Origin of the sequence: Secundilactobacillus folii, from assembly GCF_009720675.1 — a bacterium.
GTDB classification, from domain to species: Bacteria; Bacillota; Bacilli; order Lactobacillales; family Lactobacillaceae; genus Secundilactobacillus; species Secundilactobacillus folii.
Map to the genome: position 1 here is coordinate 21,294 of NZ_WNJO01000012.1, position 15,076 is coordinate 36,369.

Here is a 15,076-nt window from a genome sequence, read left to right on the forward strand (position 1 = left end):
TTCTACTCCCAACTAAGCCTGGTCGCCTTCAGCAAGGTCATCATTAACAAATAATTGACCAACACTTTGTTCCAAATAGATTCGCCGAATTGCCTGACCCATTAAATCGCCAACCGAAATAACTTCCACCTTATCAAATTGCTTGGCAGCCGGCAGTTGAATCGAGTCCGTCACAATAACCTTTTTTAACGGTGATGTGGCCATCAGTTTGACTGCATTTTGACTAAATACCGGGTGGGTCGCAACCGCGTATATATCCTGTGCGCCGGCATCTTTCAGGGTTTGAGCTGAAATTGAAATTCGCACTGCTGTATCAATAATATCGTCAACTAAAATCGCGTTTTTACCCGCCACTGAACCGATAACTGCATCGGCCGAAGTGGTCGACTTCTTGGGATCTCGGTTATCAATAATGGCCAGTGGCGCCTTAAGCAGTTCTGCCATCCGCCGGGCTTTGGAAACACCGGCGTGATCAGGTGATACAACCACCAAATTATCCAGTAAATGATGCGTCACAAAGTAGTTTGCTAATAGGGGTGTGGCTTCCAAGTGATCCATTGGAATATCGAAGAACCCTTGTAACTGCGCCGCATGCAAGTCTAGTGTCACGACTCGGTTAACCCCGTCATCTTCTAGTAATGACGCAATCAGCTTAGCTGTGATTGGCTCCCTTGAACGAGCTTTACGATCCGCTCGTGAATAACCGTAATAAGGAATCACAACAGTAATCGAATGGGCACTGGCACGGCGGACAGCATCCACCATGATCAGCAGTTCCATCAACATCGTGTTGACTGGGTCGGAAACCGATTGAACTAAGAACACATCATCGCCACGGATACTTTCATCTACAGTAATTGAAATCTCACCATCACTAAAGTGTTTAATGGTCGCCTGGCCTAATTTAACGCCAGCTGCGGCGGCAATTTTTTCCGCCAGGGACCGGTTTGAATTAAGTGCAAACATTTTTAATGGGTGCTTTGCTTCACTACGATTTGCCATGATTTTCCTCCACGATTTTAGCGTCTTTTCTACTCTTCAAATACTACACTAACCCTAATTTTTAGTAAACGATTTAGGCGTAACTTTTCCCATTCCGATCATCGGATCGATCCGGCCACTACTGATTAGTTCCGCCGTTAAAACACCCTGGTTCAAGATGGCTGGTTCGGCGTCATCATCCGCTGATTTAGTTTCCTCATTCCCTGCTAAAGTCGCTTTTGAGGTGGCTAGTGGGCTAACTGCCGGCGTTAGTTTCTCATTGACTACTTCGGTTTGTACGTCGCTGATTGTCGCCGTCAACCGGTCAACTAAAGCCGTGTTCCGGTTTACAGACTGACGTTTAACGCTTTGTTCAAATGCAGCTTGGTCACCCAACAAGATCAGTGTTGATTTGGCTCTGGTGACTGCTGTATACAACAAATTGCGTTGCAACATTCGCGAATACTGCATCACCATCGGCAAAATGACCATTTTAAACTGGCTGCCCTGGGCCTTATGGATTGACGTACAGTAGGCCAACGTTAACTTATCCCATTCATTGCGTGGATAAGTCACCTCAGTCTGGTCAAAAGCCACCGTTAACTTATCTACTTTATCAGTATTACCCTTCGCCTTGGCGAAAGTGATCCCAACGATGGAGCCAATATCACCGTTAAAAACGTTGTTCTCTGGGCTATTGACAAGGTGCAACACCTTGTCGCCGATCCGGAATTTTTCACCGCGAAATTCAACTTCCTTTTTTCGGGTATCATTCAACGGATTCATAATTTCTTGAATAATGGTGTTCAGCCGGGTAATGCCTGCCGGGCCACGATACATCGGCGCTAAAACCTGCACGTCTTCCGCGGAAAAGCCACGTTCCTTTGCTTTACCAATGATTTGTTCGATCACTGACGGCATTTGATAGGCATTACACCGAATAAAGGAACGGTCAGACTTATGAGCTGTAAAGTCAGCTGGCAGTCGTCCCATTTTGATATCGTGAGCTAAGGGGATGATCGACGAATCGTCGTCCTGCCGATAAATGGTATTTAATTCCAGAGCCTTGATTCGATGACTGCTTAGCAGATCAAAGAAAACCTGCCCAGGTCCGACTGATGGCAATTGGTCTTTATCACCAACCAGCACCACTTGCATAGAATCCGGAATGGATTTCAGCAACGTTCGAAAGAGAAAAATATCGACCATCGACATTTCGTCAATGATTAAAAGTGAGCCCTCGATGTCCTTGGCCACAGCATCACCATTATTTTCACGTCCCGTTAATCCCAACAGACGATGAATTGTACTGGCTGGCAGTCCAGTTGTCTCACTCATCCGTTTAGCTGCCCGGCCAGTCGGCGCCGCTAGTAAAATTGGGAATGGTTTGTCCTGATACTGATTAATATCCAGTGACAGATCATGCAAGCGCGCATATAAGTTAACAATGCCATTAATGATCGTTGTTTTCCCAGTCCCAGGACCACCAGTTAGCAAGAAAACGTGGGAATTGATGGCTGATAAAATCGCTGATTCTTGAGAGTCATCATAGGTAATGCCTAAGTTCCGTTCAACAGTTTGTATCTGTTTTTCAACTACCTCATCATTGAATTGGTCCAACGTCGAAGACTGGATGATTCGGTTCAGATGTTCTGCGGCCTGCCATTCCGCATCATACATAGTTTTTAGAAAAATTCGGTTGCCCTCACCGACGACTTTTTGCTCCTTACCCAATTCCACTAACTGATCAGCAACTAGCTGGGGATCAACAGCCGTATTTCGACTATCTTGAAGCAGCTGAATGGTTCGATTCAGCAGTGGTTCAGCACTGGTAAACGTATTGCCATCTGACATTGCCAGTTCAGTTAAACTTTGCAGTAGACCAGCTTGAATTCGCTGGGCTGAGAGCGCACCGATCCCAAGCTTTTCAGCAATTTGGTCAGCACGCTTGAAGCTCACCCCATTAATATCTTCGACTAATTGATAGGGATTTTCCTGAATCACGTTGAGTGTCTTTTCCTTATACCGTTCAAAAATTGCGCTGGCTAAGCGACTACCAAATCCGTAGCCGTTAAGGCCAATGATAATTTGTTCCACACCATTGTTAGTGGTCAGATTATCCACCAGCGTTTGTTTCACTTCTGTTTTCAAGTTTAATGGATCTAGGACGGCGGGATCTTGATTGATGTCATCGATTGCATCCAATCCAAGTAAGGCAACGATTTTTTCGGCGGTCTTCTTACCAACCCCTGGAAATTCATCTCCCGACAAATACTGAATGATACCTTCCTTTGTTGTCGGCGCTTCGTTTTGATAGTTATCAGCCTGAAACTGCTGACCATACTTCGGATGATCGACCAAACGACCGAAGAAACGATAGGGTAACTCTTCTGCAACGTCAGCAAAATTACCCGTGACCACGATTTCATCACCGTGCCAATTCAGATTGGTAGATTGTTCCTTAACCAGTAGCACCTTATAGAAACTATCGGGGCTTTCAAAAAAAGTTGCGACAACGGTACCGACTAACCATGATTGCTGAGGTTGCTGATCCGTGTCAAATAGGTTGATGTTTTCAGTGGCCATTTACGCCGCCCCTTTCAATCAATTATTGCTGGCCTTTTTTCTTCGTTAACAGGGTTTGAATACCAGCCAAACGCGACTGACCCTTTTCGTAGTACTGCGGATCCAATTGCTTAGCAGCCTTAAAATACTCACTGGCATCATCACCTAAAACAACTGCGGCAATTCCCCGGTCAAACTCGGCCTGGCCATTTTTCGGATCGCTTTTAAGCACCTTATCGTAGTACTTGGCAGCTTCTTGAAAACTTCCGACAGCCAGTAAATTATCGGCAATCAACTGGTTGACCTGTGGATCTTGCTGATGATTTTGAGCCGCCGTGAGGGCAAAAACTAACGCCGTTTTATGGTCATTATTTCCCATATAGCTTTGAGACAGCATCAAATAAGCATCACTTTTTAATTGAGAGTCCTTAACCTGATTAAACTGTTCAATCGCTTTTTGATACTCACCGGCCGCATAGTAAACATTACCCAAACCATAAGTCAAAGTATCTTTGGCATCCTGACTTTTATCGGCAAACAGTCCTAACGCCTTCATCATCAGTTCTTCAGCCTGGGAATAAGACTTAAGTTCAACCAAGAGTGCACCTAAATCATAATAGGTATGGTAATCATCGGGATGCGCATCAACAGCCTGGACGAGCTTATGCAGCAGTTTTTCGGACTTCTTTTTGTTAGCTTCTTGTTTGGCTTTATTAGCGTTTATTTGGGCTGCTTTTTGACTATCATTGGCAGCAGCAGAACCAAGTTGTTTATCCATCTCTGTCATGTCGTCACCTCATTAAATGGTGTCTGTAGGGTCAAGTTTCCGCTTCAAGTAGTCAGTTTTATTCCAAACCACCAGTTGAAAGCTTTGACCACCATCCTTAGTCTCTAAAATTGTGGTTGACGTATTACTTAAACCGCCGCGGTCGCGAAGATGCGCCAGCGAGGTCCCAAGCAACGCATTAATTTCTGCGTTCAAAGCGGCCCCATGACTAACAACCAAAACGTTTTGCTGATCGCCGGGGTGAGCATGAACGATTACTTGAATCGCAGGTGTCATCCGGTCGATCAACTGCTGAAAACTTTCGCCACCAATTTCAACTGGCTGATATTCGGCCGGTCGATTGCGAAATGCATCGAATTCCTGTGGAAATTTCTCAGCTGCTTCTTTGAACAGCATGCCTTCCATTTTGCCAAGGTGAAATTCTTCCAACCGACTCAGCAAGCTGATGGCCGGTTTCCCCGGTAAATTTTTGCGCACGTTGCGGGCCGTCTCGCGAGCGCGTTTAATTGGACTGGCATAAATATGGGCGAATTTAAACTGTTTTAAATAACTAGCCGCCTGTTTGATCTCCTCATAGCTTTCGGGAAGCAGTGGCGAGTCACCACCAGCACCTTGATAACGGGATTCTAAATTCCACTCAGTTTTGCCGTGTCTCAAAAAAAATAGTTTCAATTTGTTTCCCTCTCATTAACGGTATTCTTTAAAATACTGACTAATTTCTATTATGACAGGTTGACCATCAAATTCCAAGCTAAGAAACAGCGCTGTCAACGTTTAAACGGAATTTGGCAAATAAAAAACCAACTTCGATCCATCACGGACCCAAGTCGGTTTCTGAAGGTTAAATTTAAACGTATTGCAGTTGACGAGACTTACTATAAGCGGCGTCTATGATGGCGCTGCCTAGGCACTCCTGACCGTCGTAGAAAACAACGGCTTGACCCGGCGTAATTGCACGGACTGGCGCGTCAAATTCAACGGTTACCTTTTGGCGATCATCGGAAAGATGAACCGTCACACCGGTATCAACTTGACGGTAACGAAACTTCGCTGTTGCCCGGAAGTCCTGACCGCGATCGATGTCATTGACCCAGTGGATATCAGAAGCGTCCAAGTGCGTTGCGTACAAGTGCTCATTATGATAGCCCTTGCCAACGTACAAAATATTCTTCTTCAAATCCTTGCCAATCACGAACCACGGCTCGTTATTCTCACCGTCGCCACCGATGCCAAGTCCACGACGTTGGCCAATCGTATAGTACATTAAACCGGCGTGCTCGCCCTTGACCTCACCATCGACAGTCATCATTTTACCGGGGGTAGCGGGTAAATAATGACCGAGAAATTCCTTGAAATTCTTCTCACCAATGAAGCAGATCCCAACGGAATCCTTCTTGTGAGCAGTTGCTAGACCAGCCTCTTCAGCAATTCGACGAACCTCTGGCTTGGTAATGTCGCCAATTGGAAACATAACCCGGTCCAGCTGTTCAGTCGAAAGCTGACTTAAAAAGTAAGTCTGATCCTTATTTGTATCAACCGAACGCATCAGGTGCATATGGCCCTCAGCGTCACGGTTCAACTGTGCATAATGCCCCGTCGCGATGTAGTCAGCACCGAGATCCAAAGCGTAGTCGAGAAACGCCTTAAATTTGATTTCCTTATTACAGATCACATCAGGATTAGGTGTCCGGCCCTTCTTGTACTCATCGAGAAAATAGGTAAATACACGATCCCAGTACTCCTTTTCGAAGTTTACTGAATAGTAAGGAATCCCAATTTTAGCAGCAACTTTAGCCACGTCCTTATAGTCTTCAGTAGCGGTGCAGACGCCGTTTTCGTCAGTGTCATCCCAGTTCTTCATGAACACACCAACAACGTCATAACCCTGCTGCTTAAGACGCAGGGCGACAACCGACGAGTCAACCCCACCACTCATGCCGACAACCACACGTGTTTGGCTGTTGTCTTGCATAAAATCACCATCACTTCATAACAGATTCTGGAGAATCTACGAGTTGAAGGTCGCAATAATCCAGTAATAGCAATATTACATGCCTCATTCAACAAATGCAAGCGTTTAGTCTATGCTGGTACAATGATGTCTCGCTCAGCTAAGTTTTCCATAATGTAGTGAAACTGTTCTAAAAAAGCGTCTTTTCGATCCATCTTGAAAATATTAACTTCGCGCATACCCTTCCCCGCAACAGCTGAAAGTTTGAATCCGGAAAGGTCGGCATTAACCATCACTTTTAGTTCCACCGTTGCATTGTATGGCGACGTTGGATCTAGCGAACGTTTAAGGGTAAAATTACCGTTTTTTGACTCGATAAAGCCCACGTCACGCAGGGAAAACTTCTTGATTCCCTCACTGATCGTGTATGACTGGTCATCCCCGAGTAACTTTGATGTTCTATCAAAAGCCATGCTACTTCACCTCACTGCGTGCCTTCAAACGCGACACGATTTTTGAAATATTATCAACCAGCGACTGAATATCATCAGAAGTGGTGTAACGCCCGAAACTGATTCGAATTGATTCGGAGATCCGGGGACTGTCTTCGCCATACATTGCGGTCAGTACGTGAGACGGTTCTAGTGAACCCGCGGTGCAAGCCGAACCACCTGAAACAGCGATGCCAGCCAAATCTAGATTTGTCTGCATCACGTAAGTCGAGATTCCCTTGATCCAGATATTAAAGACGTGTTGCAAGTTATTAGGATCTAATGAGCCGTTGATTTCAAAATCGACACCGGCAGCCTTCAGACCGTCAACGATCTGGTGCTTAAAGCCCAGGTATTTTTCCTGACGGTGTGCTTTTTCCGTCGATGTGATCGTCTTTACGGCCGCGGCCATGCCAGCAATTCCAGGGATGTTTTCAGTCCCAGCCCGGCGTTTTTCCTCCTGATCGCCACCCTTAACAAAGCTTGGAAAATTAATACCGGTACGCCGGTACAAAAAACCAACCATTTTTGGCCCGTTGATCTTGTGAGCCGAAGTCGATAGCATGTCAATATGGTCGCGCTGAACGTCAATATCTAACAAACCATAGGCCTGAACGGCATCCGTATGGAACCACGCTTGATGATCCTTCAGCAACTCGCCAATCTCATGAATTGGCATATGACTGCCAACTTCATTATTTCCAGTCATGATCGTCACCAAAATCGTATCATCTCGAAGTGCCGCTTTTAAATCGTCCATACTGATCTGACCGTTTTCATCAACTGGTAAGTAAGTGATGTCAAAACCGTGTTGCTCGAGAAAATGCAGCGGTTTTAAGATTGCTTCATGTTCGATGGCCGTCGTGATGATGTGTTTACCTAAATCTTGACGAGCCAAGGCAGTTTGCATGACTGCCGTATTATCACTCTCAGTACCGCCACTGGTAAAAATAATCTCATCGTCATCAGCGTTAATGCTTTGGGCAATAATATGGCGGCTATTTTCTAGAACCGTATGTGCTTGGCGTCCAAGCCCATAGAGGGTCGAAGCATTCCCATAGACATTTTGTAATTTATCCGTCATTTCAGACAAAACTTCTTTTGAAATCGGTGTTGTTGCTGCGTTATCTAAATAAATTTCTTTCACGATCAAAACCCCTTTAAACCTTTAAACTGCAAACAGTGCCAGTAACATTCGGGCAGACCGTTTACCAGCCTCAATGATGAAATCATCAAAACTGACACCGGCATTTTCATCACCCACGTCAGACATTGCCCGAACGACCACGTAAGGTGTCTTAAACTGATGGGCAACCTGACCCACAGCTGCGCCTTCCATTTCACTGGAAAGTGCATCTGGAAAATGTTTAAGAATATCGTCAATGGCATCTTTACTTGCAATAAATTGATCACCGGAAACGATCAAACCAGTTTTAACGGTTAAGCCGGTCGATTCAGCAGCTTTCTCAAGCCGTTGAACCCACTTTTTATCGGCATCAAAACGGGCCGGCTGGCCTGGTAATTGACCGTATTCATAATCAAATGCCCGCGCATCAACATCATGGTAAGCAGTTTGGGTTGACAAAACAATATCGCCAACGTGCAAGCCCTGCCCTATGCCGCCAGCTGATCCAGAATTGATCACCACGTCAACTTTAAATTGTGTGATCAATAACGCCGTTGTTAAACCTGCCTGAACTTTTCCGATTCCTGAACGAACGAGTACCACGTCTTGATCGCTGATCGTCCCTTCATAAAATGAAACACCGGAAATATCGACCACGTTTTCATTGGTTAACGCTTTTTTCAGTGTTTCTATTTCTTCATCCATGGCACATAGGATACCATACTTCATATCGTTTTCCTCACTTTATCAAATTCTATCAAATTGCTATTGATCGACCACTGTTAAGCTTAAAATTCCACGAAAAAAAGCACTAAAAAAGTCGCGACGATGGCTAATGAAAGACCCAAAATCGCCCAGTTTAGCCGTCGTTTAAGCCGGTTGACCTTTTGCGAAACTAATGCCTCTTCTTCACTAGGATCATACTGAGGATTAGTATGTTGTCTTGCATACCGGGTTTCGGCCTTCAAACGTTCACGATCGCGCTGCTCAAAAGCCGCCTGTTCTTTTCGCTTCTGCGCTCTGTAAGCACTTCTACTTAACGATTGCTGATCATCATCAGTTTGACGTTGATTATTTTGAGTTGCGATTATTGCCACCTACTTTTTCAACTGCATAATTTCAAGCTGCCAGACTGCCATGACGGTCTTGGCATCTTCAATCTCACCGTTTGCAACCATTTGTTTGAGGTCCGCCAGGGAATAAGCTTGAATACCAAGATTTTCGCCTTTGTCACGGGGCAGTTCAGACTCGACTGGCTGGAGTCCGGTTACAACGTATAAAGTCATGTATTCATCAGAAAAGCCAACTGACGAATAGAAACCAGCGACTCTTTGCAAATGCAGCGGGTGCAGGCGAATTTCTTCATTCAATTCACGAATTGCTGCGTGCTCTGGTTGATCACCATCTCGCGAATCCAACTTGCCAGCGGGAATTTCTAGCGTTGTTTTACCAATCGGTGCTCGCCACTGACGAACCAAAATCATTTTTTGCTCATCGGTCACCGCCATCACTGCTACGGCGCCCGAGTGATGCACAACTTCTCGATAGGCGGTGTCACCGTTTGGCAAAGTTACCGTCTGCCGTTCAACATTGATAATCGCACCATCATAAATTGGTTTATGATCAATCACATGTTCTTCAAGATCCATCTAATCATCCTTTGCAACTAATCTTGTGGTTGTCCTGATACTTTGGTTGCTCCGTTTTGGGTATCAATGACATGAACCCGGGCTGCTTGAGGTCCCTTTTGCCCTTCCACAATGACAAATTCCACGGTTTGTCCTGGAGTGAGTTTTTTAAAACCGCCCATTTCGATTCCCGAATAATGAACAAAGACTTCTTCACCGGCCTCGCTTTTAATAAATCCAAAACCGTTTTGCGCGTTATACCGTTCGACAGTACCTTTGATCATTCAGCTCACTCCATTCATAGACACCGAGATATTGATTCCAAGAAATCGGCACACCAGAAATCTAGTACCTCAAATTTCAATTACTCGCTTTTCATTTTAAACTACCTCACCCATGCAAATCAAGGAGGCTGTATAAAGCTGGACAATAATTAAGAAATTACCTATTTATGGCCAGCAGATAATGACCTTCTAACTAGCGCTTTCATCATGAATCAAATGCCGTTTTTGCGCGACAAAGCGGTGATTTCCCAAACCTCAGGGAATCACCGCCATCGAGAGACTTTTAAGTTAAAACGTGCTTTTCACAGTCTCACTATTTGTTGAAATCATTAAAGCTGTAAAGAAAAACGCTTTTTTTCAAGATTTAAAATCAGGTTTAATCATCAAATGGGACGCCTGCAGTCTGCGGATATTCAGCCTTAACAATACCTGCACAGCGAGCACAGAAGTGTGGATAGTCAGGGTCGTCACCTACCGTTTCACGAGTCATCCGGCAACGGGCGCAAACCTCACCATCTGCTTTAGCTACGGTCACTGCAACACCGTCATTGTAATTTTCGGCAGTCTCTGGAGCATCGTCCAGACTGCCGGTCGTCAACCCTGAAACCATCAGAATTTGACGAACGTCAGTATCTAAATCAGCCAGCAACTGCGTGTTCTTAGCATCAAGATAAAGACCCAACTTAGCTTCGGAAGCCTTGCCAATCAACTTCTGATCCCGAGCTTCTTCAAGGGACTTCAGCACATCTGAACGAACTTTCATGAAGTCATCCCAGTTAGCAGTTAACTGTTCTTCACCATCAAAATGCTTAACTTCTGGCATTTCAGCTAATTGGGCATAATCTTCAGGTTCCTTTAAGAACGGCCAAATTTCCTCGGTAGTGTGCGGCAGGATTGGCGTTAACAGTTTGGTCAAGCCGACAGCTACGTCGTATAACACCGTCTGCATTGAACGACGAGTCTGGCTGTTTTGAGCGTCGATGTACAAAATATCCTTGGCAAAATCAAGGTAGAACGCTGACAGGTCGGAAATGACGAAGTTCATCAATTCCTTATAAATGTCCAAGAAGTCGTAGTTGTCGTAATGGTTCTTAACGCTGGTCACAAACTGATTGAACATCGCTAGCATGTATTTGTCAGCCGAAGCTAATTCATCAACTGGTACGGCGTCGGTCTTCGGATCAAAGTCCGTGGTGTTGGCCAGCATATAACGCATCGTGTTTCGAATCTTCTTGTAAGCATCTGAAGTTTTAGCAAATGCATCCATGGAGACCCGAACATCAGCGCTACTGTCAACTGAAGCAACCCATAGACGAACGATCTCAGCTCCCATTTTCTTAATAACCTCTGCGGGAGCGATAGTGTTGCCCAAAGACTTACTCATCTTGTGGCCCTCGCCATCAAGGGTAAAGCCTTGTGACAGCACAGACTTGTACGGTGCGTGGCCAGACACTGCAACACTGGTAATCAGACTTGAATTGAACCAGCCACGGTATTGGTCAGAACCTTCGAGGTACATGTCAGCCGGATATTCCAACTCTGGCCGTTCAACTAGTACGCCTTGATGAGACGAACCAGAATCAAACCAGACATCCATGATATCCGTTTCCTTAGTGAACTTGCCGTTTGGTGAATGCGGTGAAGTGAAGCCTTCTGGTAACAGATCTTTGGCATCACGTTCGAACCAGACGTCCGAGCCGTACTTAGCAAATAACTGAGCTACGTTTTCAATTGTTTCAGGGGTGATAATGGCTTCCCCATCTTCACCATAGAAAATTGGTAGCGGAACGCCCCAGACACGTTGCCGTGAAATGACCCAGTCGCCACGGTCACGAATCATGTTGTGGAGTCGCTTTTTGCCCCAATCTGGGTAGAATTTAACGTCATCAATAGCCGCTAGAATTTCATCTCGCATCTTATCCACCGAAGCAAACCACTGTGGTGTTGCTCGGAAGATAACGGGTTTCTTGGTCCGCCAGTCAAATGGGTAACTGTGCTTGTATGGCATGTAGTCCAATAACAAACCGGCCGCTTTAAGTTTATCGAGTGAGATTTGATTGGCATCGTCGTAAAAGACCCCTTCAAAATCAGGTCCCGCTTCACTGGTCATGTATCCTTTATCATCAACGGGGACGTTAACGGGTAAGTCATACTTTTGACCAACGTAGAAGTCATCTTCCCCGAAGCCAGGCGCCGTGTGAACTAAACCAGTCCCAGCTTCAGTAGTCACAAAGTCACCGAGCATGGTGACCATTTTACGGTCAGGATAAAACGGGTGCTGCGTCAAAACGCGGTCAAGTTCTTGACCCTTCACTGTTTTCAGCGTTTGAACGTCTTCCCAGCCAAACTTTTCTGCACAGTCAGCAACTAATTCGGTTGCGATAACGTACTTCTTGTCGTCACCCTTAGGCTGAACCACTGAGTAATCGAAACCGGCGTCGATCGTAATTCCTTCAGAAGCTGGAATGGTCCATGGCGTCGTTGTCCAAACCACCATGTATGTAGTACCGTTTTCAAGAACACCCTTCCCATCAACAACTTGTTCACCGTAAAATGCAGAAGGGGAAGTGACATCATGGTATTCAACTTCTGCTTCAGCTAAAGCTGACTCAGAAGACCATGACCAAAAGACGGGTTTCTTTCCTTTAAAAATTAGGCCACGTTTTGCAAATGCACCAAAAACACGAACTTCTTGTGCTTCAAATTCCGGCTTCAATGTTAGGTATGGATCGTCCCAGTCACCAGCTACACCAAGGCGTTTAAACTCTTCACGTTGACGGTCAACTTGTTCCAAAGCATACTGACGGCAAAGCTTCCGAAACTCAATAGTTGACATCTTTTTACGATCGTAACCCTGTTGCGTTAACTTTTGTTCAATTGGGAGGCCATGGGTGTCCCAACCAGGAACGTAGGGTGCCCGAAAACCGTTCATTGATTTATAACGGGTAATGAAATCTTTTGAAATCTTGTTTAAGGCGTGACCCATATGAATATCACCATTCGCATATGGCGGCCCATCATGTAAGATAAACGTCGGTTTACCTTCATTTAATTTTTGTCGTAACTGGTATACATGATTGTCTGCCCAAGCTTTTTGCCGGTCAACTTCTTTGACTGGTAAATTGCCGCGCATCTTGAACTTAGTCTTTCCCAAGTTCAGTGTGTCTTTCACCCGCATTAGGGTCCCTCCTTAAGTAATTGAATGGTACAAAAAAAGGCCTCATCCCAGGGACGAAGTCTTCGTGGTACCACCCAATTTTTGTTAAAAATAATTCTTATCTTAGCCTTTAACGGAGCCGATCCGGACTGACCTACAGTATCGATCAGACAGCTAGGAGATGATCTGTATAACAATAGTGGTTACCAGTTTTGCACCATTCTACCGGCTCTCTTAAACGTGTTGTTAAACTTTCTATTCTCCATGCGCTTTAATGTATCTGCAGATTACTTATCAGACTCATCATCCGGAAAGATCACAACCGTTTCAGTCTGCTGATCGTGATTCGGATCAACAGGTTGATCAGCATCATAAATCTTTCCTGATGATTCTGCCGAGTCATCTGCTTGTGAATCTGAGTCTGAGTTTACGCCATTATCATTCTGATTGTCAAGTTTATTCTGATCGATAAAGGATTGAATCTCATCGTAAGTTGAATCACCCGTGTCCTTCAACAGGGTCGTCCAATTATCGCTCTTAATCTCTTCCAATTGACTTTCAAGCATCACTTGAAGCCGCTGACGGAAGACACGGGTATTCTTCTTCAAATCGTCAGTTTCAACAGCTAAATTTTGAGCCTTTTTTGCTGCTTCCGAAAGCAGCTGATTGGCCTTATCTGACGCTTCGCTAACCGTATCATCAGCTTGCTTTTGCGCTTCTTGAGTGATAATGTCGGCTTCCTTTTGCGAATTGGTCCGAACTTTGTCAGCTGCTTCTTGAGCAACAATGATTGACTGGTTCAACGAATCCTTCAAGTCATTGAAGTACTTCAATTTCTCTTGTGCAGCCTTCAACTGGTCACTTAGAGACTTATTTTGATCAAGGGTGATCTGATAGTCCTTAATAATTTTTTCTAAAAAATCATTAACTTCATCAACATTATAACCACGTAATTTCGTCGAAAATTCTTTATTGTGAATATCTAGTGGGCTAAGTACCATAGCTCGTTCCTCCCAATTGCAATTATTTATGCAAAACCGCCAACGTAACCCTTAATTTATCTTTTTTAGTTACGCCGTTGACACTTGTTAGTCTGACACGACCAAAGCCACGAACTGAGATCACATCTTGATGTTCAAGTTGGTAGTCGGGTCGGCCAAAGTCATTCCAATTTAACTGGATCTTCCCAGCTTCAATCAATTCCTTAGCGTGGTGCCGCGACAGGTGAAAGCCAGTCGCCACCACGTTGTCTAACCGGGTCGATGACAACGTGGTACTCTCTTCTTCCCAAGCATTCAAGGGCTCAATGTGGGCGTCTAAGTCCATCTGAATCAAGCGAACTTTGATGCGCCCTACATGGTCAATCTGAGTAGCAATATATCGGCTCATGTCCGCAGTAATGTAAAATTGCCATCGCGAACCATCCGTAATGATGTCACCCAGCACATCCCTATCAACACCGGCTCCTAATACAGTTCCCATGATCGAACCATGTTCCAGTTCGGTAAATTTAGTTGGGTAATCAATTTCAAACAGAGTCAATTCAAAATCAAGTTCTTTTTGATCAATGTAATCCGGAAAAATCATTGCCCGTTTCATTTCAGCGGTCTCATAACCGCCATTAAACGCCAATTTAAGTTCAGAATCACGGTTGACTAACGTCGACAGGATATACTGTTGCCTAGGATTCAAAAAGTGGGTCAAGATAGGCCGATATTCATCACTGGCCTGTTGGATCCAACCCGTGGCACTTTCAATAAATGGTGCTTCTTCAGCTCGAAAATGCTGCGCGACTCGATCAGCCAAAGTCAACTCCTCCTACATTACGCCCATAAGGTGAAAAATAATTTGCTCTAAATAAGACAGCCCGCCCCGGATAATCCCCAGAACGAAGACAGCGACCAACGGTGCAAAGCCAATCATGCCAATTGTGGCAAAATTAAACCAGCGCTGAAACGGCTCCACAATTGCACCTAAAAACCGACCAACTTTGGTCTGATATGCGCCTGGGAACCAACTCATCAAGGCGTATACAAAAATCGCCATGATGTACAATTCGATGGCCCGATCAAGCAGCCAAAACACAAAACTAATAACAGTGACCAA

General features: G+C 44.9%; 15 protein-coding genes. All 15 read right to left on the reverse strand.

Annotated elements, in window-relative coordinates:
* Positions 1-12: 12 nt before the first annotated feature.
* The 15 genes from GM612_RS09585 to GM612_RS09655 all read right to left on the reverse strand — a co-directional run bounded on the left by GM612_RS09585 (position 13) and on the right by GM612_RS09655 (position 15,076).
* The gene (locus tag GM612_RS09585; protein ID WP_155432161.1) at positions 13-1,002 is read right to left on the reverse strand and encodes a ribose-phosphate diphosphokinase; all 990 of its coding nucleotides are present in this window, start codon (positions 1,000-1,002) and stop codon (positions 13-15) included.
* A gap of 54 nt (positions 1,003-1,056) precedes the next feature.
* Positions 1,057-3,567: an SF1B family DNA helicase RecD2 gene (gene recD2 / locus GM612_RS09590; RefSeq protein WP_155432162.1), complete on the reverse strand. Its 2,511-nt coding sequence runs from the start codon at positions 3,565-3,567 to the stop codon at positions 1,057-1,059.
* A 22-nt stretch (positions 3,568-3,589) separates the two neighbouring features.
* Entirely contained in the window at positions 3,590-4,333 is a 744-nt protein-coding gene (locus GM612_RS09595) for a tetratricopeptide repeat protein (RefSeq protein ID WP_246147701.1), read from the reverse strand.
* 12 nt (positions 4,334-4,345) lie between these two features.
* Positions 4,346-5,005 carry a histidine phosphatase family protein gene (locus GM612_RS09600; RefSeq protein WP_155432163.1) on the reverse strand — a complete coding sequence of 220 codons (660 nt, stop codon included), beginning with the start codon at positions 5,003-5,005 and terminating at the stop codon, positions 4,346-4,348.
* 175 nt (positions 5,006-5,180) lie between these two features.
* Positions 5,181-6,305: a tRNA 2-thiouridine(34) synthase MnmA gene (mnmA, locus tag GM612_RS09605; protein ID WP_155432164.1), complete on the reverse strand. Its 1,125-nt coding sequence runs from the start codon at positions 6,303-6,305 to the stop codon at positions 5,181-5,183.
* Positions 6,306-6,415: 110 nt separating this feature from the next.
* Entirely contained in the window at positions 6,416-6,757 is a 342-nt protein-coding gene (locus GM612_RS09610; RefSeq protein ID WP_155432165.1) for a DUF1831 domain-containing protein, read from the reverse strand.
* 1 nt (position 6,758) lies between these two features.
* The gene (locus GM612_RS09615) at positions 6,759-7,922 is read right to left on the reverse strand and encodes a cysteine desulfurase family protein (RefSeq protein WP_343031878.1); all 1,164 of its coding nucleotides are present in this window, start codon (positions 7,920-7,922) and stop codon (positions 6,759-6,761) included.
* A 21-nt stretch (positions 7,923-7,943) separates the two neighbouring features.
* Positions 7,944-8,630, reverse strand: a complete 687-nt coding sequence (locus GM612_RS09620) for a 5'-methylthioadenosine/adenosylhomocysteine nucleosidase (protein ID WP_155432167.1) — start codon at positions 8,628-8,630, stop codon at positions 7,944-7,946.
* Positions 8,631-8,689: 59 nt separating this feature from the next.
* Positions 8,690-8,998: a hypothetical protein gene (locus GM612_RS09625; protein ID WP_216644516.1), complete on the reverse strand. Its 309-nt coding sequence runs from the start codon at positions 8,996-8,998 to the stop codon at positions 8,690-8,692.
* Positions 8,999-9,550, reverse strand: a complete 552-nt coding sequence (locus GM612_RS09630; protein WP_155432168.1) for an NUDIX hydrolase — start codon at positions 9,548-9,550, stop codon at positions 8,999-9,001.
* A gap of 17 nt (positions 9,551-9,567) precedes the next feature.
* On the reverse strand, positions 9,568-9,810 hold the full coding sequence (locus GM612_RS09635) for a cold-shock protein (RefSeq protein WP_343031882.1): 243 nt from the start codon (positions 9,808-9,810) through the stop codon (positions 9,568-9,570).
* A 379-nt stretch (positions 9,811-10,189) separates the two neighbouring features.
* Entirely contained in the window at positions 10,190-12,991 is a 2,802-nt protein-coding gene (gene ileS / locus GM612_RS09640) for an isoleucine--tRNA ligase (RefSeq protein ID WP_155432170.1), read from the reverse strand.
* Positions 12,992-13,257: 266 nt separating this feature from the next.
* Positions 13,258-13,971: a DivIVA domain-containing protein gene (locus tag GM612_RS09645; protein ID WP_155432171.1), complete on the reverse strand. Its 714-nt coding sequence runs from the start codon at positions 13,969-13,971 to the stop codon at positions 13,258-13,260.
* Positions 13,972-13,993: 22 nt separating this feature from the next.
* On the reverse strand, positions 13,994-14,776 hold the full coding sequence (locus GM612_RS09650; RefSeq protein ID WP_155432172.1) for a YlmH family RNA-binding protein: 783 nt from the start codon (positions 14,774-14,776) through the stop codon (positions 13,994-13,996).
* Between the two features lie 12 nt (positions 14,777-14,788).
* Positions 14,789-15,076 (reverse strand): YggT family protein, encoded by a 288-nt coding sequence (locus tag GM612_RS09655; protein ID WP_155432173.1) that lies wholly within the window; start codon positions 15,074-15,076, stop codon positions 14,789-14,791.

Coding starts and splice junctions, on each gene's coding strand:
- GM612_RS09620 (WP_155432167.1), bottom strand. CDS start 8,630: ATGAAGTATGGTATCCTATGTGCCATGGATGAAGAAATAGAAACACTG.
- recD2 (WP_155432162.1), bottom strand. CDS start 3,567: ATGGCCACTGAAAACATCAACCTATTTGACACGGATCAGCAACCTCAG.
- GM612_RS09585 (WP_155432161.1), bottom strand. CDS start 1,002: ATGGCAAATCGTAGTGAAGCAAAGCACCCATTAAAAATGTTTGCACTT.
- GM612_RS09645 (WP_155432171.1), bottom strand. CDS start 13,971: ATGGTACTTAGCCCACTAGATATTCACAATAAAGAATTTTCGACGAAA.
- ileS (WP_155432170.1), bottom strand. CDS start 12,991: ATGCGGGTGAAAGACACACTGAACTTGGGAAAGACTAAGTTCAAGATG.
- GM612_RS09595 (WP_246147701.1), bottom strand. CDS start 4,333: ATGACAGAGATGGATAAACAACTTGGTTCTGCTGCTGCCAATGATAGT.
- mnmA (WP_155432164.1), bottom strand. CDS start 6,305: ATGCAAGACAACAGCCAAACACGTGTGGTTGTCGGCATGAGTGGTGGG.
- GM612_RS09630 (WP_155432168.1), bottom strand. CDS start 9,550: ATGGATCTTGAAGAACATGTGATTGATCATAAACCAATTTATGATGGT.
- GM612_RS09610 (WP_155432165.1), bottom strand. CDS start 6,757: ATGGCTTTTGATAGAACATCAAAGTTACTCGGGGATGACCAGTCATAC.